Origin of the sequence: Paraburkholderia sediminicola (assembly GCF_046027355.1) — a bacterium.
Classification (GTDB): domain Bacteria; phylum Pseudomonadota; class Gammaproteobacteria; order Burkholderiales; family Burkholderiaceae; genus Paraburkholderia; species Paraburkholderia sediminicola_B.
In genome coordinates this window covers 22,976-44,918 of sequence record NZ_JAQQEK010000039.1, presented here as the reverse complement: position 1 = coordinate 44,918, position 21,943 = coordinate 22,976, and the positions used below count along the sequence as shown (strand labels likewise).

22 protein-coding genes and 1 riboswitch are annotated in these 21,943 nt (G+C 61.1%); of the genes, 13 read left to right on the top strand and 9 right to left on the bottom strand.

What is annotated here, in order from left to right; genetic code table 11:
* Entirely contained in the window at window positions 1–588 is a 588-nt protein-coding gene (locus PQR42_RS38995; protein WP_408390843.1) for a histidine phosphatase family protein, read from the bottom strand.
* Between the two features lie 87 nt (window positions 589–675).
* A riboswitch (adenosylcobalamin (AdoCbl) riboswitch) is annotated at window positions 676–829 on the top strand.
* Between the two features lie 2 nt (window positions 830–831).
* Here PQR42_RS38995 and PQR42_RS38990 point away from each other — a divergent pair.
* Window positions 832–1,053: a CbtB domain-containing protein gene (locus tag PQR42_RS38990; RefSeq protein WP_408205154.1), complete on the top strand. Its 222-nt coding sequence runs from the start codon at window positions 832–834 to the stop codon at window positions 1,051–1,053.
* An 11-nt stretch (window positions 1,054–1,064) separates the two neighbouring features.
* Window positions 1,065–1,805 carry a CbtA family protein gene (locus PQR42_RS38985; RefSeq protein WP_408390845.1) on the top strand — a complete coding sequence of 247 codons (741 nt, stop codon included), beginning with the start codon at window positions 1,065–1,067 and terminating at the stop codon, window positions 1,803–1,805.
* Window positions 1,806–2,069: 264 nt separating this feature from the next.
* Here the strand turns inward: PQR42_RS38985 and PQR42_RS38980 are convergent, their stop codons facing one another.
* From PQR42_RS38980 to tnpA, 4 genes are all read right to left on the bottom strand, one after another.
* The gene (locus PQR42_RS38980; RefSeq protein ID WP_408390847.1) at window positions 2,070–2,375 is read right to left on the bottom strand and encodes a DUF3658 domain-containing protein; all 306 of its coding nucleotides are present in this window, start codon (window positions 2,373–2,375) and stop codon (window positions 2,070–2,072) included.
* A 67-nt stretch (window positions 2,376–2,442) separates the two neighbouring features.
* Entirely contained in the window at window positions 2,443–4,035 is a 1,593-nt protein-coding gene (tnpC, locus tag PQR42_RS38975) for an IS66 family transposase (protein ID WP_459252333.1), read from the bottom strand.
* Between the two features lie 29 nt (window positions 4,036–4,064).
* On the bottom strand, window positions 4,065–4,412 hold the full coding sequence (gene tnpB, locus PQR42_RS38970; RefSeq protein WP_035936947.1) for an IS66 family insertion sequence element accessory protein TnpB: 348 nt from the start codon (window positions 4,410–4,412) through the stop codon (window positions 4,065–4,067).
* Entirely contained in the window at window positions 4,409–4,825 is a 417-nt protein-coding gene (tnpA, locus tag PQR42_RS38965; RefSeq protein WP_408390849.1) for an IS66-like element accessory protein TnpA, read from the bottom strand. The genes tnpB and tnpA overlap by 4 nt, the downstream gene beginning before the upstream one ends.
* Window positions 4,826–5,578: 753 nt before the next feature.
* Here tnpA and PQR42_RS38960 point away from each other — a divergent pair.
* Complete coding sequence (locus PQR42_RS38960; protein ID WP_408495205.1) at window positions 5,579–5,950, top strand: DUF6984 family protein; 372 nt, start codon at window positions 5,579–5,581, stop codon at window positions 5,948–5,950.
* A gap of 280 nt (window positions 5,951–6,230) precedes the next feature.
* On the opposite strand, the gene PQR42_RS38955 is transcribed toward PQR42_RS38960, so the two are convergent.
* Window positions 6,231–6,437 carry a hypothetical protein gene (locus PQR42_RS38955; RefSeq protein WP_408390851.1) on the bottom strand — a complete coding sequence of 69 codons (207 nt, stop codon included), beginning with the start codon at window positions 6,435–6,437 and terminating at the stop codon, window positions 6,231–6,233.
* 527 nt (window positions 6,438–6,964) lie between these two features.
* Between PQR42_RS38955 and PQR42_RS38950 the strand changes: the two genes are divergently transcribed.
* The 4 genes from PQR42_RS38950 to PQR42_RS38935 all read left to right on the top strand — a co-directional run bounded on the left by PQR42_RS38950 (window position 6,965) and on the right by PQR42_RS38935 (window position 10,491).
* Window positions 6,965–9,328 (top strand): DUF6531 domain-containing protein, encoded by a 2,364-nt coding sequence (locus tag PQR42_RS38950; RefSeq protein ID WP_408390853.1) that lies wholly within the window; start codon window positions 6,965–6,967, stop codon window positions 9,326–9,328.
* On the top strand, window positions 9,322–9,582 hold the full coding sequence (locus PQR42_RS38945; protein WP_408390855.1) for a hypothetical protein: 261 nt from the start codon (window positions 9,322–9,324) through the stop codon (window positions 9,580–9,582). Before PQR42_RS38950 ends, PQR42_RS38945 begins: the two co-directional genes overlap by 7 nt.
* Before the next feature lie 544 nt (window positions 9,583–10,126).
* On the top strand, window positions 10,127–10,264 hold the full coding sequence (locus tag PQR42_RS38940) for a hypothetical protein (RefSeq protein ID WP_408390857.1): 138 nt from the start codon (window positions 10,127–10,129) through the stop codon (window positions 10,262–10,264).
* A 5-nt stretch (window positions 10,265–10,269) separates the two neighbouring features.
* Window positions 10,270–10,491 carry a DUF6984 family protein gene (locus tag PQR42_RS38935; protein WP_408390860.1) on the top strand — a complete coding sequence of 74 codons (222 nt, stop codon included), beginning with the start codon at window positions 10,270–10,272 and terminating at the stop codon, window positions 10,489–10,491.
* 91 nt (window positions 10,492–10,582) lie between these two features.
* On the opposite strand, the gene PQR42_RS38930 is transcribed toward PQR42_RS38935, so the two are convergent.
* Window positions 10,583–12,499 carry an FUSC family protein gene (locus PQR42_RS38930; RefSeq protein ID WP_408495203.1) on the bottom strand — a complete coding sequence of 639 codons (1,917 nt, stop codon included), beginning with the start codon at window positions 12,497–12,499 and terminating at the stop codon, window positions 10,583–10,585.
* A gap of 316 nt (window positions 12,500–12,815) precedes the next feature.
* Complete coding sequence (locus PQR42_RS38925) at window positions 12,816–13,634, bottom strand: 2OG-Fe(II) oxygenase (RefSeq protein ID WP_408205149.1); 819 nt, start codon at window positions 13,632–13,634, stop codon at window positions 12,816–12,818.
* Window positions 13,635–13,923: 289 nt separating this feature from the next.
* On the opposite strand from PQR42_RS38925, the gene PQR42_RS38920 reads away from it, so the two are divergent.
* From PQR42_RS38920 to PQR42_RS38895, 6 genes are all read left to right on the top strand, one after another.
* The gene (locus PQR42_RS38920) at window positions 13,924–14,766 is read left to right on the top strand and encodes an HTD2 family dehydratase (protein ID WP_408390864.1); all 843 of its coding nucleotides are present in this window, start codon (window positions 13,924–13,926) and stop codon (window positions 14,764–14,766) included.
* A gap of 30 nt (window positions 14,767–14,796) precedes the next feature.
* Window positions 14,797–15,960: an acyl-CoA dehydrogenase family protein gene (locus tag PQR42_RS38915; RefSeq protein WP_408205147.1), complete on the top strand. Its 1,164-nt coding sequence runs from the start codon at window positions 14,797–14,799 to the stop codon at window positions 15,958–15,960.
* 18 nt (window positions 15,961–15,978) lie between these two features.
* A complete protein-coding gene (locus PQR42_RS38910) occupies window positions 15,979–17,157 on the top strand; it encodes a CaiB/BaiF CoA transferase family protein (RefSeq protein ID WP_408390866.1) in 1,179 nt (392 codons plus the stop codon).
* 68 nt (window positions 17,158–17,225) lie between these two features.
* A complete protein-coding gene (locus tag PQR42_RS38905; RefSeq protein WP_408390868.1) occupies window positions 17,226–18,614 on the top strand; it encodes an MmgE/PrpD family protein in 1,389 nt (462 codons plus the stop codon).
* Window positions 18,611–19,423, top strand: a complete 813-nt coding sequence (locus PQR42_RS38900; protein ID WP_408495201.1) for an HpcH/HpaI aldolase/citrate lyase family protein — start codon at window positions 18,611–18,613, stop codon at window positions 19,421–19,423. The genes PQR42_RS38905 and PQR42_RS38900 overlap by 4 nt, the downstream gene beginning before the upstream one ends.
* A gap of 299 nt (window positions 19,424–19,722) precedes the next feature.
* Window positions 19,723–21,102, top strand: coding sequence for an MFS transporter (locus PQR42_RS38895; protein ID WP_408390872.1), 1,380 nt, complete (start codon window positions 19,723–19,725; stop codon window positions 21,100–21,102).
* 177 nt (window positions 21,103–21,279) lie between these two features.
* Here the strand turns inward: PQR42_RS38895 and PQR42_RS38890 are convergent, their stop codons facing one another.
* Window positions 21,280–21,648 carry a response regulator gene (locus tag PQR42_RS38890; RefSeq protein WP_408390874.1) on the bottom strand — a complete coding sequence of 123 codons (369 nt, stop codon included), beginning with the start codon at window positions 21,646–21,648 and terminating at the stop codon, window positions 21,280–21,282.
* Window positions 21,649–21,943: the final 295 nt, after the last annotated feature.

Here is a 21,943-nt window from a genome sequence, read left to right as displayed (position 1 = left end):
CTAGTGTGACGCCGGCCACCATGTCCAGCCGCGCGGCGAGCGCCGCAACTCGATCATCGAAAGCGGCGCGATTTCAATGCGCGGAAACACTACGGGCGATGCCCCGAGCGCATACACGATTGCTGCCCGGAGCACCGGCGCGTGGGTGACGGCGATCACGTCGCGCGCATGGGTCGGTGCACGATCCTTCGCGCCATCTAGCGCGTCGAGCCATTCTCCCACCCGTTTCACGAGTTGACTGAACGACTCGCCGCCGTGTGGCGCGGCGTCGGGATCGCGCGTCCATGCGGCGAGGTCTTGCGGCGCTTCGGCAGCGAGGTCGGCTAGTCGCCGTCCTTGCCATGTGCCGTAGTTCATATCCGCCAGACCGGCATCGACCGATGCCGCGAGGCCCAGGGCCGCTGCCGTATCGCGCGCGCAGATGGCCGGGCTGACGAAAGCGGCCGCGTCGTCCGCTGTCGCCAGACGCGTGCGTGCGGCGTGGGCTTCGGCGAGGCCGCGGGCGTCGAGCGGGTCATCGGCGGGAAAACGGCCTGCGCGCTGGGCGGCGGTCGATGCGTGGCTGACCAGTAACAGCCGTGTGTCCATCTGTTCATGTCCTGTGAAGCCACGCCCCGAAGCCGAACGCGGGCGGGATGAAGCGTACGTTTTGGGTTGCCGGGTGCCGAAGTTTAGCGCGTAGAATAGCGGGACTGCGAAGCGCGGAAGCCGGTGAGAGCCCGGCGCGGTCGCGCCACTGTAATCGGCAGCACAAGCCGAAAGCCAGACCTGAGCTTCGCACCAATCCTCTGCAATGACTATCGGGGCGCGTTACCCCAGGAGATGTCCATCATGAACGAAGCTGTTTTCGATCCCGCCAACCAGCCTGTTGCTCAACCCACGCCGATTCCGCTGCGCGAGTTGTTGCCTTGGGTCGTGTTCGGCGGTTTGTTGCTGTTGCTCGCGCTTTACTTCGTGGGTGCGGAACAGGGCGCCACCTCGCTGGTGCCGGGCATGTACGTGCATGAGTTCGTGCACGACGGCCGCCATCTGCTCGGCTTTCCCTGCCACTAACGGAGTCGACCATGGTTGGTAAATTGTTGGTACGCGGGATGCTCGCAGGCATCGCCGCGGGACTGCTCACGTTCGGCTTCGCCCGGGTGGTGGGCGAGCCGCAGGTCAATCAGGCGATTTCATTCGAAGAAAAAGCCGACGCCGCGAAAGGCGAGGCCGCTGAACCGGAGATTGTGAGCCGCGATACGCAGCGGGGTATCGGTCTGTTGACTGGCGTGGTGACTTACGGGGCGGCATTCGGCGGCCTCTTCTCGCTGGTGTTCGCGTACGCCTATGGACGAGTGGGCGCATTGAGCCCGCGCGCGTTGTCCGCGTGGCTTGCGCTCGGCGCGTTCATTGCACTGGCGGTCGTGCCGAATCTGAAGTATCCGGCGAACCCGCCCTCGGTCGGCGATCCTGAGACGATTGGGACGCGGACCGGTTTGTTCTTCCTGATGATTGCGATCTCGCTGGCCGCGATGGTGTTTTCGCTCAAGGTGCGGCGCCGTGCGGCCGTGAAGCTTGGCGCGTGGAATGGCTCGATTGTGGGGGCGGTGGTGTTCATCGTGATCATCGCCGCGGTGCAGTTGTCGATGCCTACGATCAACGAAGTGCCGGAGGCTTTCCCGGCGGTGCTGCTGTGGAAGTTCCGCGTCGCGGCGCTGGGTATGCAGGCGATCATGTGGGCGACGATTGGGCTGCTGTTTGGCGCGCTGGTTGAGCGGAGCGCGTTTATGCGGGTGGGGGGAAGGTCGGCGGTGAAGTCGGTTTGATGTTTGGATTTGAGGAGCGCAACTGCTTTGGCGGTTGCGCTCTGTGCTTTGCTCTCGGCGCTTTGCGCGCAGTGGTCAAGATGGGTTCTGCGTCAAGGAGTTGGGGCGGTTGTGGGGTGGTTATCCACAGGCTTAAGAACAATTTCTGTGGGTAACTTTTTGGGGCGTTGGAACCCTTGCAGCGAAAGGTTGGCACGATGCTTCGTGCCGCGTCTCGCGCCTTCCTTCTAGATATGTTTGCTGGGAACGAAGAACCGGTTACGGCTATTCGCCCGATATCGGCTTGTCCTGACCGCTCGCAGTCTGCGGCAAGCGAACCTCACTGTAGCGCATTCTATTCAGATCGCCGACTGACTCAACCAAACCCTTTTCAGCCATCAACTTGATTCGCTGTGCGTAAAACACGTCGATGATGTCGGGGTAAAACGTCGTATCGGAGCCCATGCCAAGTGACACGATTAAGGCGACCTTTCGATAATGCCCAGTCAGATGCTTGAGAAGTGCGGCATCAATTAGGCGCAGGTCAGCGTCGGTCAGACGATCGGCAGCAGCTTGTTGCGCGGGGGTCAAAGGAGGATCGTCTCCGTCATCGTCGTAAGCGTGGCACCAGCAACGTCTTGACTGGAGATCGTGACCTTTAAGCTGCGGTGTGGAGTTGATCGGCGATGACCCACGGTGCGAGTTCGTCGATACGGTTGATCGCATGGTCGGCGACGCGTGCGAGCACGTAGCGCAGATACGCCTCAGGGTCGATGCCGTTGAGTTTTGCGGTGCCGACGAGGCTGTAGATGGCGGCGGCACGTTCGCCGCCGGAGTCTGCCCCAGCGAACAGATAGTTACGTCGACCGAGGGCCACCCCGCGTAGCGCGCGCTCGACTGGCAGATTGTCGATTTCGAGCTGACCGTCATCGCAATAGCGTGTGAGCGCTGCCCAACGGTTCAACGCATAGAGGATTGCCCGACTCGAGTCCGATTTGCGCGAGAGCGTTTCCAACGTCGTCGTGAGCCACGCATGGAATTGATCGAGTAGCGGCCGTGCGTGCGCTTGGCGATGCGCACGGCGCTCGTCGGGCGGCTTACCCCTGATCGTTTCCTCAATCCTGTATAGCGCGCCGATACGCTCGAGCGCTTCGGTGTTCAACGCATTGGGGCGCGCTGCGTGCAATTCATAGAACTGTCGTCGGGCGTGCGCCCAGCAGGCCGCCTCCGTGACGCGCCCGGTTTCGTAGATGGCCTGGTAGCCACCGTACGCGTCGGCTTGCAGCGTACCGTTGAACGACTCGAGGTGCTGCTGCGGATGGATGCCCTTGCGATCCGGCGTATAGGCGAACCACACCGCTGGCGGCGTCATGTCGGCCGACGCACGATCATCGCGCACATACACCCACAAGCGGCAGGTCTTCGTCTTGCCGTTACCCGGGGCAAGCACAGGAACCGGCGTGTCGTCGGCGTGCAGTTTCGTCGCTGACATCACGTGGCGACGCAGTGTTTCAACGAGCGGCTGCAGCAGCGTCGCCGCGTGACCGACCCACTTCGCAAGCAGCGAGCGATCAAGCTCGACGCCTTCTCGCGCGTACATGACCGACTGCCGGTAAAGCGGCACGTGATCTGCGAACTTCGAGACCAGCACGTGTGCCATCAGCCCCGGGCCGGCGAGACCGCGTTCGATGGGACGACTCGGTGCAGGCGCCTGAGAGATGTAGTCGCAACACACGCACGCAAACTTCGGGCGCACATGACGGATGACGCGGAAGCTTGCCGGTACGTACTCAAGTTGTTCGGCGACGTCTTCGCCCAGCGACTTCATCCGGCCACCGCATTCCGTGCACTTCCCGGCAGATTCTGGCAAGTGTGTTCGGATCTCCCGGGGCAGATGTTCAGGCAGCGGCCGGCGCGGTGTCTGTTCTGCAGCCGTGCGCGGCGTCTTCGGGATTTCGACCGGCGCTGCGCCTTCGCCGGCCTCAAGCTCTTCCAGGCGCAGCTCGAGTTGCTCGATCTGACCGTCAAGCTTCTCCGACTTGCGACCGAACTGCATGCGGCGCAGCTTGGCAAGGAGCAGTTTCAAGTGTTCGACTTCGGCTGCACGCGAAGCCAACGCGGCCTGTTGTGAGTCGACCGTTTCTTGTAGTTTGAGCATTTGCGCGTCGCGCTCGCGCAGTGCTGCCTCCTGGCTGAGCAGCATGGCCTTCAGCGTTTCGACATCGTCGGGAAGTGGGTTCGCGCGCGTCATGCGAGCAGTTTACGCGCCGGCAGCGACGTTTACAACGCTGACGTGGGTCGTGCCGTTCTCGTCGGTTGCCGCCAGTCGATGCCTTCCAGCAGCATCGATAGTTGCGCCGGGCTCAGGCAAATAACGCCACCGTCGGCTTGAGGCCAGACGAAGCGCCCCTTCTCGAGTCGCTTCATCAGCAGGCACATGCCATCGCCGCTCCACCACAGCACTTTGAGCAGGTCGCCGCGTTTGCCGCGAAACACGAAGACGTGTCCGCAGAACGGATCCCGTTCAAGCACGGTCTGCACCTTGGCGGCGAGACTGTTGAATCCGGCTCGCATGTCGGTCACGCCGGCAGCCAGCCATACACGGGTGCCGCCAGGAAGACCGATCACGCCTCAGCCTCCGCAGCAGCACGCAGAGTACGCAGCACAACACGCAGCGTGGCTGCGTCGGGCGTGCCTTCGATACGCACGCGTGCAATGCCGACGCTAATCTCAATCACTCCCCCGACGACCGGCTGGGCCTTGCTCTGCGACTGAACGGGCAATGCAGTTGCGCTCTGAATCGTGCGTTCCTCGTGCACCACTTCTACCGGCAATAGTGTCGGCGGCTCATACTGCCCGGCCTGATAGGCCCGGCGCCATTTAAACAACAGATTCGTATTGAGCCCGTGTTCCAGAGCCAGTCGTGCGACCGAGACGCCTGGTTCACATGCCAGCTTTGCGAGTTCTCGCCGAAACTCGATCGGGTGGTTGGGGGTACCTTTACGCGTCCGTCTCGCTGCTGTCGCTATCTCAGGTGACAAAGTAGTCTCCACCACTCGTTTGGTGGGGCCTACTGTGTCCACTTTGGCGCTATCGGTCTAGACGGTTCTCGTGCAACGCTTACTCATCATCTAAATCATCCTCATATTCGTCGGTTGCGTCATTCATTTAACTACCTCTTAAAGCACTCGTATGGCATATGCTCAGGCCGCCGGTTTGGTCGGCGACCAACTGTTGTACTTCGAGCAGATAGGTGAGGTGGCTGGAGGCCATGGCGCCGCAAAATTAACAGCTCTGCCGCTCGTTTATAACCTCTTTCAGCCTCAAGAGCACAAATGCTGTTCAGTTTTTAACTGAGCGGCATTACATCTAGGATGTGCCCTTTATGGTACTTCTTTAGGGGGCTTCACGGCATCCCATCCTTTTTCCCTGGAGCCGGACCTATGTCGGGTCGGTAGCCTCGCGGTGACACTCCACAGTTTACCTTTGCCAACCTGAACGCAGGAATTCCTTACGCTGGCGATGTCCGGTGCCGTTGTCTTATCCGTTGATATCTGACAGGTCTATGGCTAGTTTCCTACACATAGTGTCTTAACGTGTAAGTTGTTTTTTTCGTAAATAACTGGGATCTGTAATTTTAGGAGTTGTCGTATTTCCGTTTGGCGTGGTCCTTATAGGGTGCTTGTGCTTCAAACAAGTGCAACCAAAGGGATGACGATGAAAAATAATGTGGAATTCAGGGCATATGTGCATGCAGACGGACAGGTGAGTGTTGGAACAATTTTCGTGATCAAATGATGCTTCGTGAACTAACTGATGGCGAGAGGGCTTTTGTTCGTGGTATTGCATCCCGGCTCGATGCCAAGGAGAGGGAAGAACTCCTGTCTGACTTGGAGAGGGCCCGTGCAGAACCGACACTTGACGATGGCTCGTTGATTCTTTTCCACATCGAGGGTTACCAGCGGCCCCCCCATATCGGGCAGCATACATTTCCATTTGAGGGAAGGGTACTGGATGCGGACGGCGCAGAAGTTTGTGTTCTGTTGTTCGCTGACCCGGGCAACCGACTTTTGGAACTCGAGTTCTTACGGTGGGGAGACGGGGGGCTGCAGGGACCGGATTGGACGACATTACAGATAGTCCCAAAGCCGTCACCAATCCAGTAGCACTGGTGCCGTGCTCTATAGGGTGCGCTCGTCGCGCCTTTTCCATAGAGGCAACAGGCGTCGCCCGTCTGAGCAGCAGCGGTCATCACCTATCGCCGTCATTTGAAGCAGCTCTAATCGCGTATCACCGGACGAAACTACTGAAATCCTGGGAGACTGACTTTCGAGTTTGACGGCGAGGACGCGATCCTTGTCGATTACGAAGATTGCGTCAACTAAGGGAACTCCGAAACACGTCAACCTCTTTCTCCAGCAAGCCATTTGATCCACGCGCCTTGATCTAAGCATCGTTCGTGTAGTTCATGTTCCAGTCGAAGTAGGCATTGCCAAGACGTTCGAGCAGGTCGACGTCGAGATTGATCAGCGCGCGCTCGCCCAGGTGAATGACGATGGACAGGGAGTACGGTGGTACGAAGCGGGACGGAAGCGCTGGAAAAATCACACCCTGTGATTCTCCGGCACCCGCGAGGGCGTCGGTTTTTTGCACGGCCCTATCACCGACACGGACGTTCTCGTGGCAACCGGTTTATGTGCGCTACGTGCAGCGCAAAAACAGTTCATGGAGCTTATCCTGAACAGAACCGCCCCTTACGGCAGGGCACAGATTGGGACGTGACTTGATGATGCGCGGCGTTTTGTTTGTCGAGACATAACTTCGCATTTCTATCTGGATGCCCCCTTCCCCGCATGGTACTTCCTTTGGGGTGGCCTTCACGGCACCCCACCTTTTTCCGGTGACGGCCCTACGTCCGACCTTCGGCCACCGATCATTTCCTCAAGTAATTCTCTTGCGCTCGCCGACACCCTGCGGCCGCTCCCACTTGCTATTTTCCACGTCGTGATTCAGTGACGCCTGACGGTGACCGCTGGATTTCCTACGCCTGATGCGGCTATTTCCCGAGCGTTTTTTAGGCTGACGCAAGGACTTCGTAATTTTAGGAATTATCGGATTTTCCGCTCGTCGCGGCCCCTATAGGGTCTTGCTGCAAGCAAGTACAACCAATAGGGATGACAATGAAAAACTCTAGATACGACGGGGAGGTTGCAGGATTCGCTGGCCGCCTGTTGACTGCGCTCATACTGCTGGTACTTGCGTTCGGCGTGCACGCAGATGACTGTTTCTCACTCTACTCAAAGTCCGGCGCGACGCCGGGTTCCAGGACTTGCAAGCTTGATGTGACCAGCAATACCCCAGGCGGCATGGGCAACTACGCTTGCATAAATGACCTTGCCCTGATTGATCAGTGGTGCTCTGCCCCGACAGACCCGGACGATGCTTGTCCGGTTGCTGATCCTGTCTACCCGTCGAATGGCAAGGTTGCCCTGACAGAAAGTGATTTCCGAAGCGGTGACGACGTACCATTTACGTTCACGAGAAGCTATCTGTCTTCTCCGTATCTGACGTCAGCGAGGTCAATGGGTCCGGTGTGGTTGAATAACTGGCAACGGCTGTTGAACGTTTCCGGTTCGAGCGGCAACTCGCCAAAAGTCGTCGCGTATCGGGCAAATGGCAAACCACTTACATTTCAGCTAAGCGGTGGGCAATGGAGGGCCGCAGCTGTTAGCGGACTGGCCCTCGCTCAGACTGGAGCGGGATGGACACTAACAGACCTGACTACCGATGCAGTCGAGTCGTACTCGATGCAGGGTGTGTTGCTGTCCGAGACCACGCATACAGGGTTCACCAGAATGCTCACCTACGATGCAGCGGGGCGACTGACATCGATTGGTCAGCGTGCGGCGGGCGGGCACCCAAACTGTGACCATCTGACTATCAAACTCGAATACGACAGCCAGGACCGTATCTACCGCATGACTGACCCAGGCGGTGGTCTCACACAATATGGCTATGACGCAAACAGCAATCTTGTGTCAGTCACATGGCCGGATGGCTACGTGCGTCGCTACATTTACGACGATTCACGATTCAAGAACGCACTGACGGGCGTAATAGACGAAACCGGCGCACGCATTGCAACGTGGTCGTATGACGGTATGGGTCGTGCTGTCTCCGTAACGCATCCCGATACCACGAAAAATGTCCAGTTCGGATACGGGAGCGGGACAGCAACCATGTCCACGTCGGGCATCTCAGGCTCAAGTAGTTTCGCATCGATCGGTGGCATGTTGCGGCTTACTGGAGGCAGCACTTCTGACGGGACCGAAACCCGGACGCTGGATACGAGCGGGAACCTGCTTCAGAAAACGTCGCCCGACGGAACTGCTGCTTATTCCTACGACACTTTGGGAAGACCGGTGCGAGCGGCTGTTAGTAATCTGAGTGGTACGATAATTACGTCGGTGCGATACGCCGATGCGATGACGCTGCATCCGTCGTTGGTCGCAACTCCCGGCAAGATGCGTGCTTTCGTGTATGACACGAACGGTAACGTAACCGGCTACAGCGAACTGAACACAACCGATTCAACGGGAGCGAGCGGTTTCGACGCGACCAGTACCGGAAGCACGTTGACGGTTGGTGCTGTCTATGACTCCAACAATCGTCTCAAGCAAGCGACAGTCTATGTAAATGGCATTAAAACAGAAGACTGGGTGTACACGATTGATGAAACCGGCAACCTTCAAATTGCTCAGGATTTGGCTTCGCGTTGGCTCCTTGGTGAATGGTACCGAGACGCGTCCAATCGTGTAACGGTCGTGACCGGCAACAACCGTGAAGCACGGTTTACCTACGATAAGCGGGGACGCGTAAGCCGATTCACATACAGCGAAGACGCCGTCGCATCGACCGTTGGACTGAAGCGGTTTCTGACCGTTGACTACGGTTACGCGCCCGATGGACGCATCGCAAGCCGGACAGGAACGGTCTCGAAGAATGGTGGAGCTGCGCAGGCGATAACGGGCGACGAAATCGACCAGTGGGTTGCCAATTATGAGGCTGGTGTTGATCCCGTCGGGCCGGCTGCAAATCTGTCCGGGGCGCGCATTAGACTTAGGGCCGGCGCTCCAACGACGATTTCACCGGTGTGTCCGGGGTGCTACGTTTTCGCGAAGGCAAAACTCGCATGGAAACTCTTCTACCGCGATTTGACTGTTACGCAATCTGCTCAGCCGGTACCAGGAAACGTGCCTGAGCTTCAAATTGCGGGCCAAGAGCAGGTTCCGTTCCCCCTTCTGATGCCTGATCAGTCGGCTCAATCCAAGCGGGCCGTACTCTATGCTCAGTTGTTTAACACGAACGGAGACTCCGATCCGGGGATGGTCAAATGTGGGGCTTGGCCGCCGCCTTGGACTCAACGCTGCAAAGCTGTACTGCAGAAATGTATCGACTATTGTACTGAAACCACTTTGATGACTGGCCAAGGAGCCGGTTTCTTTAGGTGCCGACAACAATGTCTTGAACGCGAGGGATGTTGAAGAAAATGATGATTGAAAACAGAGATGTGGCCGCCGAAGTAGGTAGACGGCTTTATGCCATGAGCGGTTCGATTAACGAAACCATTCTGTATGTGCGGGAAAACTGCCCAGAAGAGGAATTCAAAGAATTCTGTCGAGCAATGGGAAGGTTGCTCGATCGCCTGTATGTGATTGGCCTCGAACCGCTGTACGAAGACCATCCGGATATCGCGCCGCCAGAAGTAGGGTTTAAACCTCGGCGACAGCAGCGTTAGCAGCGCGCGCCACCCATTCCGCTTGGCGGCTGTCTCGTTGAAAGGGCAGCACGATTCTAAGCGGACGGCGACGGCAGGCACCGAGGCCCCGAGCAACTTGGCGTGTCCCGTGTGGTCTTGGCCCGCCTGCTCAACAAGTGTGGCGGGATTACCCCCGAAATTTCTATGCGCATCGAGCGGTGGCTCGGTGTTAGGCATGGAGGCCGGGCTGACCTTTGGTTGGAGATGCAGCTTGCTTACGATTTGTGGCAGGCACGCAAGCCGATCAAGCGGGCATCTTCAGGTGCAACGGCCTGATCTCCAAAAATCATAGGGCGTGATTTATGGCGTTGAGTTTCCGGCCGGGCAAGAGTGCCAGCGCCTTCCTCGTGGACGGCCTTTACCGGTATCTGAAAGAGCACAAAGGCGAAGAACATCCACGTGTGTTGCGCGATGAACAGCGGGTGCGGCGTGCTGGCATCACTCCGACGCGTGTTCCGAGTACGTATGTTGCCCAACGGTACACCAAATGTTGGAACGATTTTTCCAGTAAAAGGATATTGACGTGATTCGCGCACTGACCGACGACGAGATATTTTTTATCAGGGGCGTAGCTGCTCGGCTTGACAGCGAAGCGCGTGACAGGCTGCTGAGTGACCTGGCAATCGCACAGGTAGAAGCCGACTGGCCGACGGAGAACTAATCCAATTGCACCTTGATGGATACGAGCATCCACACGGCGGCGGCCAGAGTCTATATCCGGTTGAAGGAGAGATGAACGACGCGGATGGCGCGCCGATAGCCCTGCTTTTGTTTGCCGATCCAGCCGACCGGTTGTATGAGCTTGAATATCTGCGCTGGGGAGACGGGCCACTGCAACAACCGAATTGGGCGACACTCAGGTTTATACCTGACGTGATTCCCACCTAAAACATCGCCGCGTAGCGGGAAATGCAAACGAAGAAGACTCGCGTATTGGGTCTTCTTCGTTTAAATAGCCAAGCAGCCCTGCCGTGTTGCCCTACACACCCCTCCCCCTCAACGCCCAATTGAACACCCGCCGCGTATCCGAAACCGGCTGCATCAACCGATCGAACAACTGCGCGACCGCGCCATCCAACTGCGCAAGTGCGGGTGCCTTGTTCACGTCGAAATCAACGGCAGGCATCACACGCACACGCTCATCTGACCCACCACGCGCAGCACCCGCCACACCGCCGTTGTAACGCGCAATCAACGAATCCAGCCGCGCCACGATCGACGCGACATGAGCCGAGCCCACCTCCGCCGTATTAAGCGCCACCTCATCCCGCAATGCGCCTCGCCGCGCAGAATCGCTCAACACCCGCGCCCAATGCAGGCAACATAGCAACGAACCCGTCGCCAGCTCGACATCCGGATTCCACACCACCACACGCTGCGTCTGCAGCGGCCGCAGCGCGATCCGCAGATCATGCCAACTGCGATCGAGCTTACGCATCGCCGCAACCGCATCGGCCGCGTGCGCATCGGACCCGGTCAACCGCACGCCCTCACGCAACGCTCCCAGCACCGCAGCGAGTCTCGCCTCGACATGCCGCGTCGCTGCAAGCGGCATCATCAGAATCGCGACCGCGAACGACACGAGACAACCCACCAGCACTTCTTCGATCCGCATTTCGACCAGCGGCCCCATCGCGAACCCCAGTTCGCCGTAGACCAACCCGACAAGCACGGTGATGAAAAACACCCCCGGCGCATACGCACTCAAGATGTAGTAAGCCCAGCCGAACACGCACATCACCATCGCGGCCACGAGCAGCACTGGCGAGTCGTGCAGCGGCGCGACCAGCAACACGCTGACGAGCGCGCCGGCCAACGTCCCTACAAGGCGCTGCGCGCCGCGATACACCGTATCAGCGCGCGACCGCGTGCCGAGAAACACAACGAACGTCGTGATAACTGCCCAGAACCAACGCTCCGGCGAAAGCGAGTGGCCGATCAGCATCGCGAGCAACGCAGCGGTCGTGGCGCGCGTGGCGGGAAGCCAGCAGAGCTTGCTGCGCAAGTCGGCAAAGCGCTGCGCCGCGGTCAGCGCGACCGCATTGCTCGCCGGTGTAGATAAAGCGCGTCGCGTGTCGCCTCGGTGCGCAATCTCCCTGAGCCGCGCAATCGCGTGACGCAATACATTGGCACTCGCCTTGACGCCGCCATCCGCGGGTCCTGATGCAAACGCATGCTGCCCGGCCGCCACTTCCACTTCGACGATCCGTTCTCGAATCGTTTCAGCATCCGACGGATTCAGCAGCGCCAACTGTTCTTCGAGCGAGAGCGCGGCTTCGTTCAACGCGGAGAGATGCTCGGTAACCGGCGCGTGAAGCACACGAGAAGCACGCAACGTCACCGTATGAACGGCGAGGCGAAAGGTCGCCGCCGCCCGCATCGGCACGATCACGCGGCCCACCAGCGCGACCATCAACGGGCCGAACGCGGACAGCAGGAGCGACTGCGCGAGATGCGTCGCCGAGGGATGCAGATACAGGCCGAGGTAAAAACACACCACGCCAAGCATCGCGCAACCCAATGCACGCGGCCCGCACGCCTGGCACAGCATGCCGACGAACATCACGACGAGGAAGCCCGCATCGCCGGCCAATGGATAACGGCACAGTACGCTCGCCGTAGCGAAGCACACGCAAGCGCAGAGATAAAGGCTGAAGAGCGTGCCGAACCAGGCGGTCCGCCGCGCGTCGCGCACGAACAGCGGCGCGACCATCGCGAAGAGGATGCCGGGCGCGGCGAGCGTAATGGGCTGATCCTGGCAGACGGTCCACGCGATGCTGGCCACGCCGGTGAGCAGGCAGGCGAGCGCAACGCGCAGCGCGGTATGGAGACGCGCGAGGCCCGGGTCCGCAACTAGCAGGCGGTCGGCGACGCGCGAAAACGCGGCAGCAATCATGATCGATGATATCCAGGCTAAATGGCCGCCACCGGCTTTTGGCCGATTGCGACAGGGCGGGCGCGCGGGCCCGCCACCTTCGTATCGTCGAACTGGGCCGCCACGCCGGGATCACCGGCTGAAAGCCCCCGTCCGACGACGGGCGATAACACTCGAACAGACAAGCCAAATGCACTGCAAAGGGTGGCGCAGCGCATCAAGCGGGTTCGGGTTTTCCCGGATGATACCGGGTCAAAATTGCGATTGTCTAATTTTTTGCCGCAGCGCAGCAGCACGAGGCGCGCATCAAACCGAGCGAAGCCAAGTCGAGGCCGCGTCAGGCCGCATCGTGGAAAATCACCCCGAGCGTATGCCGCTGTCCGGAGCGCAAGCGGCTCACGCCATGCCGCAGATTCACGCGGTAGGGACCGCGCGTCCCCTGAACCGGCCGATGATGAACCGCGAACACCACCGCGTCACCCTTGCCGAGCGGCACTACTTCCGTCCGCGATTGCATGCGCGGACGCTGCTCCGTCATCACGAATTCACCGCCGGTGAAGTCCGCGCCGGGCTCGGACAACAGAATCGCGACCTGCAGCGGGAACACGTGTTCGCCGTAGAGATCCTGATGGAGACAGTTGTAGTCGTCGGTGGCGTATTGAAGCATCAGCGGTGTGGGGCGCGTCTGACCGGCCGCATGACAACGCTCGATAAATTCCGCATGCGCGGCCGGATAGCGGACGTCGATACCCATCACCTCATTCCAGCGATTCGCCACCGGCGCGAGACGCGGATAAAGCGCGGTGCGCAAATCGCCGATCAAAGGTGGCAGCGGATACGCAAAGTACTTGTATTCACCGCGGCCGAAACCGTGCCGCGCCATCACGACGCGGCTACGAAACAACGCATCGCGCGGATAGAGCGCGGTCAGCGCGTCGCACTCCTCTGAGCTGAACAGATTGCGCAGCATCGCGCAGCCATACGCGTTCAAGCCTTCTTCGACATCGAACCAGTCGATCGCGCCGACACGCTGCGCAAGCGAACCGCGCGCTTCTGCCTCAGCGCCTTTCACCTCCGGCTTCCGTCCCGCATCGGGCTTCAAGTCCAGCTCCAATTCCAGCGAGTGCGACTGTGTACCCTTCGCAACCGTATCCATAAGCCCTCTCCATCAAGCGATCACCAGAACGATGATTGAGTGTAAGCACGCGCGCCATGCCGCGCACTCCGACTCTTGCTGTTCAATTCCATGCTGCTCACGGCCGGCGCCTTGGCAACGAGCGCATTATGTTCAGAACGACCCAACGGCAGCGCCCGCCACACGGCGGCCCAGCGAGCCTTAAGCAAATCCAAACGCCCGCTTCGGAAATGCGAACTTCGCGGGACGTGCTGCGTCGTTCATAGTAGGACCCTATTAACCCGAATGCGTGTATCCGGAGACTGTGCCCATGTCTGCTTCCCCGCAGAAACTCGACGACTGGCTCGACAAGCAGGAGGTGCTCAAAGACGACATCACCGCCTTTCCACTGAAGGCGATGGCCGCCACGCTCGATCGCGAAGAAAGCGGTGACAGCGTGCCGCCGCTGTGGCACTGGCTGTATTTCCTGCCGATTGCGCCGATGTCCGAAGTCGGCCCGGACGGCCATCCGAAGCGCGGCGGTTTCCTGCCGCCCGTGCCGCTGCCGCGCCGCATGTGGGCCGGCGGCCGGCTGACCTTCCACGCGCCGCTCAAGGTGGGCGAGCACGCCACGCGCACTTCGACGATCGCCAATATCGAAGACAAGACCGGACGATCCGGCCGTCTCGTGTTCGTCACGGTGCAGCACACCATCGAAGCCGGTGGCGAACTGAAGCTCGAAGAAGAGCACGACATCGTCTATCGCGACGCGCCGCAGGAGGGCGCGCGGCCGCCGCAGCCGCAGCTTGCGCCGGAAGGCGAGACGTGGCGCCGCGCGATCGACGCCGACGCCGTCATGCTGTTCCGCTACTCGGCGCTGACCTTCAACGGCCATCGTATCCACTACGACTACCCGTACGTCACGGAAGTCGAGGGCTATCCAGGCCTGATCGTTCATGGCCCGTTGATTGCGACCCTGCTGGTCGATCTGGTGCGCCGTGAACAACCAAACGCCACGCTGCAAAGTTTCGCCTTCAAGGCGGTGCGTCCGACGTTCGCAGGCCAGGCGTTCACGGTGTGCGGCAAGCCTTCCGCCGACGGCAAGCTCATCGAGCTATGGGCCAAAGACCACGAAGGCTATCTGACCATGCGCGCCACGGCGGCCATTGCCTGAGCTTCGCCTGACCTACAAGAGATTCGATTTATGCAAACCACGCAGCAGGATTCCTTCCAGGACATTCGCGAAGCCGTGCGCGATCTGTGCCAGCAATTTTCCGGCGAGTACTTCCGCAAGATCGACGAAGCCCGCGGCTACCCGGAAGAATTTGTCGACGCGCTCACCAAAGCCGGCTGGCTTGCCGCGCTGATTCCGCAGGACTTCGGCGGTTCGGGGCTGGGGCTGACGGAAGCGTCGGTCATCATGGAGGAAATCAACCGCGCCGGCGGTAACTCGGGCGCGTGTCACGGCCAGATGTACAACATGGGCACGCTGCTGCGCCACGGTTCCGAAGAGCAGAAGCAAAAGTACTTGCCGAAGATCGCGTGCGGCGACTTGCGTCTGCAATCCATGGGCGTGACCGAGCCGTCCACGGGAACGGACACCACGAAGATCAAGACCACTGCCGAGCGACGCGGCGACCGTTATGTGATCAACGGCCAGAAGGTGTGGATCTCGCGCGTGCAGCATTCGGATCTGATGATTCTGCTCGCGCGCACCACGCCGCTGTCGGATGTGAAGAAGAAATCGGAAGGCATGTCGATCTTTATCGTCGATCTGCGCGAAGCGATCGGTCACGGCATGACCGTGCAGCCGATTCTGAACATGGTCAATCACGAAACCAATGAACTGTTCTTCGATAACCTCGAAATCCCCGCCGAGAATCTGATCGGCGAGGAAGGGCAGGGCTTCAAGTACATCCTCGACGGTCTGAATGCGGAGCGCACGCTGATCGCCGCCGAATGTATCGGCGACGGTTACTGGTTCGTCGATAAGGTCACCGCGTACGCGAAAGAGCGCATCGTGTTCGGTCGTCCGATCGGCCAGAACCAGGGCGTGCAGTTTCCGATCGCGCGCTCGTTCATCAACGTCGAGGCGGCCAGCCTGATGCGCTTCGAGGCGGCGCGCCGTTTCGATGCGCATCAACCGTGCGGCGCCCAGGCGAACATGGCGAAGCTGCTCGCCGCCGATGCATCGTGGGAAGCGGCCAACGCGTGTCTGCAATTTCACGGCGGCTTCGGCTTTGCCTGTGAGTACGACGTCGAACGCAAATTCCGCGAAACGCGTCTTTACCAGGTCGCGCCGATTTCCACCAATCTGATTCTTTCGTACGTGGCCGAGCATATCCTCGGGCTGCCGCGTTCATTCTGACTTTCGGGCGCAAACAACATGAGGCCACTCGACGGTATCAAAGTCGTCACACTCGAACACGCGATCGCCGCGCCGTTCTGTACGCGCCAACTCGCGGATCTCGGCGCGCGGGTGATCAAGATCGAGCGACCCGGCGTCGGCGACTTTGCGCGCGGCTATGACGAGCGTGTGCATGGACTATCGTCGCATTTCGTCTGGACCAATCGCTCGAAGGAAAGTCTTGCGCTCGATCTGAAGCAGCCCGCGGCGGCGGAGATTCTCGACGCCTTGGTCGCCGACGCGGACGTACTGGTGCAGAACCTCGCGCCCGGCGCGGCGGACCGTCTCGGTCTGGGTTACGACACGCTGAGCAACAAGTATCCGAAGCTGATCGTCTGCGATATTTCCGGCTATGGTTCCGACGGCCCGTACCGCGACAAGAAAGCCTACGACCTGCTGATCCAGAGCGAATCCGGTTTTCTGTCGATCACGGGTTCGCGGGGCGAGCCGGCAAAAGCCGGATGTTCGATCGCGGATATTGCGGCGGGCATGTACGCGTATTCGAACATTCTGAGCGCACTGCTCTTGCGCGGCCGCACGGGGCGTGGTTGCCGCATCGACGTGTCGATGCTGGAGAGCATGGTCGAGTGGATGGGGTATCCGCTCTATTACGCAATCGACGGTCAACCACCACCCGCGCTCTCCGGTGCCGCACACGCGACGATCTATCCGTACGGACCGTTCCCCGCCGGCGACGACAAGACGGTGATGCTCGGTCTGCAAAACGAACGCGAATGGAAGCTCTTCTGCGAGCGTGTGCTTGTGCAGCCGGAACTCGCGACGGACGAGCGCTTCAACTCGAACTCGAAACGCACGTCTGCGCGTGACGCCTTGCGCGAGGTGATCGTCGCGGCCTTTGCGAAGCTGAGCGCGGCGCAGGTCATCGAACGGCTCGATGACGCCGGCATCGCCAACGCACAGATGAACACGCTCGGCGACGTATGGGCACATCCTCAGTTGAAGGCGCGCGAGCGCTGGCAAGAGGTCGGCACGGCCGCAGGCGTGGTGCCGGCCTTGTTGCCGCCGGGTTTGCCGACGGACTTCGAGCCGCGCATGGACCCGGTTCCCGCGCTTGGCGAGCATACCGACGCGATCCTGCGCGAACTCGGTTACGACAGCGTGCGGATCGACGCGCTGCGAGCCGCCGGCACGATCTGAATGTTTCCTGTGCCGGCGCGTGAACGACGCCACGCCGGCGACCTGAACGAATACGACGCGACCTCATCATGAACGACCATCCCAGTCTGACGCTTGCCACCTTCGCCGCTCAACTCGACTTCGACAGCATTCCGCACGCGGTGGTGGAGCGCACCGTCAACCTCTACGTCGACTGGCTCGGCTCGGCGTTGGCCGGCAAGGGCGCGCGGCCGGTCGACACGATTGCGCGCTTCGCCCGCCAGGCCGGCGGCGCGTCGAACGACGGCCCGTGCGAAGTGTTGATCGACCGCAGCCGCACCACGCCGTATTTCGCGGCGATGATCAACGGCGCGGCGTCGCACTTCGCCGAACAGGACGATGTGCACAACGGCTCGGTGTTTCATCCCGCGACAGTCGTGTTTCCGGTGGCGCTGGCGTTGGCGCAAGCGCATCGCAAGTCGGGCCGCGACCTGATCGCGGCGGCGGTCGCGGGCTATGAAGTCGGCATCCGCATCGGCGAGTTTCTTGGGCGCTCGCACTACAAGGTGTTTCACACAACGGGCACGGCGGGCACGGTGGCAGCGGCCGCGACGGCGGGACGGCTGCTTGGACTGTCGCCGGCGCAGATGCTCGACGCGTTCGGTTCGGCGGGCACGCAGGCGAGCGGCCTGTGGGAGTTTCTGCGCGACGCCGCCGACTCGAAGCAACTGCACACGGCAATGGCCGCCGCCAATGGACTGATGGCCGCGCAACTCGCGGGCGACGGCTTCAAGGGCGCGACGCACATTCTCGAAGGCGCGCAAGGCATGGCAGCGGGCATGTCGAGCGACGCGGATCCGGCGCGCCTCGTCGACCGCCTGGGCAGCCGGTGGGCGACGGCGGAGACGTCGTTCAAGTATCACGCGGCATGCCGTCACACGCATCCCGCCGCCGACGCGTTGCTCGCCGTCGTGCAGGAACACCGTCTCGCCCCGCGCGATATCGCGAAGGTCGTCGCGCACGTCCATCAAGGCGCGATCGACGTGCTCGGCGCGGTCGTCACGCCGCGCACCGTGCACCAGGCGAAGTTCAATATGGGCACGGTGCTGGGGCTCGTCGCGCATCACGGTTATGCGGGCGTGACCGAATTCGAGCAGGGTTTCGACGCGGACGCGATCGCCGCCTTCCGCGACAACGTCGAAATGGCCTTCGACGCCGAAGTCGATGCCGCCTATCCCGCGCGCTGGATCGGCAAGGTGACGGTCACGACCACCGACGGCCGCACATTCAAAGGCCGCGTCGACGAACCGAAAGGCGACCCAGGCAATACGCTGTCGCGCGATGAGATCGCCACCAAGCTGCATCGGCTGGCGGCGTTTTCGGGCGCGGCCACCGAAGGCGAGGCCGCGCGATTGCTCGGCAACGCGTGGCAAGTCGCGGGGCTAACGCAGGTCGGTTCGGTATTCGAAGCAGAGTCCAACGCAACGGTGGCCGCATGAGCGCGGCGCTGCCGCGTTCCTATCTGTTCGTGCCAGGCAACCGCCCTGAACGCTTCGAAAAAGCACACGCGGCCGGCGCGGACGCGGTGATTCGCGATCTCGAGGATGCCGTGCAGCCCGATGAAAAACCGGCGGCGCGCGTGGCAGTGCTGGCCGCTGTATCGAGCGATGCATCGCGGCCTGCATGGGTACGCATCAACGGCTCGGACACGTCATGGTTCAACGAGGATGTCGCCGCGCTGGCCGGGCAACCGGGTGTCGCCGGGATCGTGTTGCCCAAAGCGGAGACGCGCGAGCAGATCGAGGCCGTGCTGGCGACGGCGCATTCCACGTTGAGCGTGTTGCCGATCGTCGAAACCGCGCGTGGGTTTGCCAACCTCGCGGTGTTGTGCGCCGCGCCGCGCGTGCAGCGCATCGTGTTCGGCACGCTGGATTTTCAGATCGATCTCGGTATCGACGGCGACGGCGAGGAACTGCATCTGTTCCGCTCGCAGATCGTGCTGGCCTCGCGGCTTGCCGGGATCGGCGCGCCGGTTGACGGCGTGTCGACCACCATCACCGACACCGACGCCATCGAAGCCGACGCTCGCCGTGGCCGGCGCTTCGGCTTCGGCGGCAAGCTGTGCATTCATCCGCGGCAGATCGATGCGGTGCATCGCGCGTATGCGTGGAGCGAAGCGGACAAGGCGTGGGCGAAACGTGTGCTGGCCGCGGTGGAAACGAGCCACGGCGCGGCGGTGGCGGTGGACGGCAAGATGGTCGATATGCCGGTGATTCTGAAGGCGCGAAGGATCGTGGCGGACGCGTAGGCTGCGGCGAACGCATCGCCGACGCGTGACCGCGAGCTGGCCATTAACCGCGACGAAACATCGGCTTCCAATAATGCCAATTCCCTGAAAACACGGCGTGACGCAATCTTGACGTCACGCGGAGAGGCGCATTCGCGCCGCGTTACTCAAGATCATGCACAGAGCCGTCGCCATAAAAAGACAGCCATGCATAACTGTTTTGCGTGCGCGGTCCAGCCGCGCGCGGACCACGAACAACCATCTTGCATGGGACTGGAGTAAGCGCTAAAGCGCCAACTCCAATCGACAGGAGACACAATTTGGCAACCGTTAATTCCGGCGCGCGGCTCGACCGCCTGCCCATCACCCGTTTCCACTGGAACATTCTCGGCCTGATCGGCGCGGGCGCTTTCCTCGACGCATTCGATATCTATCTGGCCAATGGCGCGTTAGCCGCGATGGTCAAAAGCGGCTTCACCGATTTAAGGCTCGGCTCGTTTTTCATCTCCGCGACCTTCATGGGCATGATGATCGGCGCAGGTCTGTCCGGTTATCTCGGCGACCGGTTCGGCCGGCGTTATTCGTATCAGGCGAACCTGGCGATCTTCGGCCTCGCGTCGATCGCCGCGTGTTTTGCGCCGAATATCTACTGGCTGATTCTGCTGCGTTTCATCATGGGCGTGGGGCTCGGCGCGGAATTGGTGGTGGCGGCCGGGACGTTGTGCGAATTCGTGCCGCCGGCCACGCGCGGACGCTGGACTTCGCTGCTTGCGTTGATCATCAATTCCGGCCTGCTCGGCGCGACGGCGATCGGCTACTGGGTGATTCCGCACCTGGGCTGGCGCTACATGTTTGCGATTGCCGGGATCGGTGCGCTCGTCGTGTGGTTTCTGCGGCATCGGATGCCGGAATCGCCGCGCTGGCTGGAGACGGTCGGACGGCTCGACGAGGCCGAGGCGACGGTATCGGCGATCGAGCGGCAAGTCGAAGCGCGTGTCGGCAAGTTGCCGCCGGTGGCGCGCGTGATGAGTCACGAGGTGCCGGCCGCGCCGTTCTCGGCGCTGTTCGCGCGCGGCATGATCGGCCGCACGCTGGTGGCGGCGCTGACCTGCATGGCGATCAACATGTCGCTGTATGGGTTTGTCGCGTGGTTGCCGACGTTCTTCGTCAAGGAAGGGCTGACGATCGTGCAGTCGCTGGGATTCGTGCTGTTGATGTCGTTCGGCGCGCCGGCCGGCGCGGTGGTCGGATATCTGGTCACGGACCGGATCGGCCGGCGTAACGGCATCGTGCTGTTCTCGCTCGTAACGATCGCGCTCGGGCTCGTGTACGTGCAGATGCGGACGCCGGCGGCGATTTCCGTAGTTGGATTTGCGCTGGTGACGGCGATCTATACGGTCTGCACGCTGGGACTGTTCGGCTATATCCCGGAGTTGTTTCCGACCGCGCATCGGCTGCGTGGGACGGGTGTCGCGGGCACATGCGGACGCGCCGCCTCCATGTCCACGCCTTATGTTGCGCTGTTGTTGTACACGCACTTCGGCGTGACCGGCGTGCTCACTATGGTCGGCGGGGTTCTGCTGTTGCTGAGCGTGGCGATCCTCGCGCTGCGGATCGAAACGAGTCAGCAGACACTCGAGGACATCTCGCCCGATGCCGAGCTGACGCCGGCCGGAGAATTGTTCGAGAAGTCGGTATAGGCAGTTGAGCGCGTGAGCGCGGTCCGTCGATTCGCTCTTTCAGACGCGATCGCACGCCAAAGGAACCGCACCTCGATGCCGCACGACTGCGCTCGCGAACCCAGCGCGTGCCCCGCTTTTGTGCGCGATTCTGGCTGGCGAGCACATCGACGACGCTTGCCGGCGTCTGCAAAGTGTTCAGCAGACGGCTGGTGCCGCCGCGTCGCTTTCGCATTCGGCCAGCAACGAGAGCAGCTTGTCCAGCGCGAATGGTTTCCTGAGAAAGCCTTTGACGGGTAAGGCAGGCGCTTCGCCGCTGCCGCTCGTCAGAATGACGGGTACGGACGCCAGTTCACTGCGTGCCTGCATCGATTCGATCAGCTCGGCGCCATCCATGTTGGGCATGCGCCAGTCACACACCACGGCGCTCACGCGCGTGCGTTGCAGTCGTTCAAAAGCTTCGACGCCGTCCGCCGCCGTGGCGACCGTGTAACCACGGCCGACCAGCACGGCGCGCAGCGCGGACAATGCCTCGGGTTGGTCGTCGACCAGTAATACGCGACTCATATTGCTTATGCCTGAAATATTCGGTTGCACTGGGCCTCGGGTATTCGTGGCGCCAGCCGTGACAGGGACATGGGCTAAATTGCCATGCGTTCTTCTCCTGTCGAGCCACAGGTTAAAGCAAGTGCTGTGCCTGGTTATGCGCAGCGGCGCGTACGTGTGGCTTTCGAGGAGTCAGCATGCGCCGGCCGGAATCTGTTCAACACAATGCGCGGGGGCACGAGAGTCGCATTGCAGGGAATCAACGAGGTCGCGCGCGCCGATCGGAGCATGATGGTCGGAGTGCGCGCGATAAGCG

What these genes read in the sequence shown, in the direction of transcription:
- PQR42_RS38930 (WP_408495203.1), bottom strand. Translation starts at nt 12,499, where the DNA reads ATGATTGCTGCCGCGTTTTCGCGCGTCGCCGACCGCCTGCTAGTTGCG.
- PQR42_RS38920 (WP_408390864.1), top strand. Translation starts at nt 13,924, where the DNA reads ATGTCTGCTTCCCCGCAGAAACTCGACGACTGGCTCGACAAGCAGGAG.
- PQR42_RS38905 (WP_408390868.1), top strand. Translation starts at nt 17,226, where the DNA reads ATGAACGACCATCCCAGTCTGACGCTTGCCACCTTCGCCGCTCAACTC.
- PQR42_RS38990 (WP_408205154.1), top strand. Translation starts at nt 832, where the DNA reads ATGAACGAAGCTGTTTTCGATCCCGCCAACCAGCCTGTTGCTCAACCC.
- PQR42_RS38910 (WP_408390866.1), top strand. Translation starts at nt 15,979, where the DNA reads ATGAGGCCACTCGACGGTATCAAAGTCGTCACACTCGAACACGCGATC.
- PQR42_RS38950 (WP_408390853.1), top strand. Translation starts at nt 6,965, where the DNA reads ATGAAAAACTCTAGATACGACGGGGAGGTTGCAGGATTCGCTGGCCGC.
- PQR42_RS38945 (WP_408390855.1), top strand. Translation starts at nt 9,322, where the DNA reads ATGTTGAAGAAAATGATGATTGAAAACAGAGATGTGGCCGCCGAAGTA.
- PQR42_RS38925 (WP_408205149.1), bottom strand. Translation starts at nt 13,634, where the DNA reads ATGGATACGGTTGCGAAGGGTACACAGTCGCACTCGCTGGAATTGGAG.
- PQR42_RS38900 (WP_408495201.1), top strand. Translation starts at nt 18,611, where the DNA reads ATGAGCGCGGCGCTGCCGCGTTCCTATCTGTTCGTGCCAGGCAACCGC.
- PQR42_RS38995 (WP_408390843.1), bottom strand. Translation starts at nt 588, where the DNA reads ATGGACACACGGCTGTTACTGGTCAGCCACGCATCGACCGCCGCCCAG.
- PQR42_RS38915 (WP_408205147.1), top strand. Translation starts at nt 14,797, where the DNA reads ATGCAAACCACGCAGCAGGATTCCTTCCAGGACATTCGCGAAGCCGTG.
- PQR42_RS38960 (WP_408495205.1), top strand. Translation starts at nt 5,579, where the DNA reads ATGATGCTTCGTGAACTAACTGATGGCGAGAGGGCTTTTGTTCGTGGT.
- PQR42_RS38890 (WP_408390874.1), bottom strand. Translation starts at nt 21,648, where the DNA reads ATGAGTCGCGTATTACTGGTCGACGACCAACCCGAGGCATTGTCCGCG.
- PQR42_RS38985 (WP_408390845.1), top strand. Translation starts at nt 1,065, where the DNA reads ATGGTTGGTAAATTGTTGGTACGCGGGATGCTCGCAGGCATCGCCGCG.
- tnpC (WP_459252333.1), bottom strand. Translation starts at nt 4,035, where the DNA reads ATGACGCGCGCGAACCCACTTCCCGACGATGTCGAAACGCTGAAGGCC.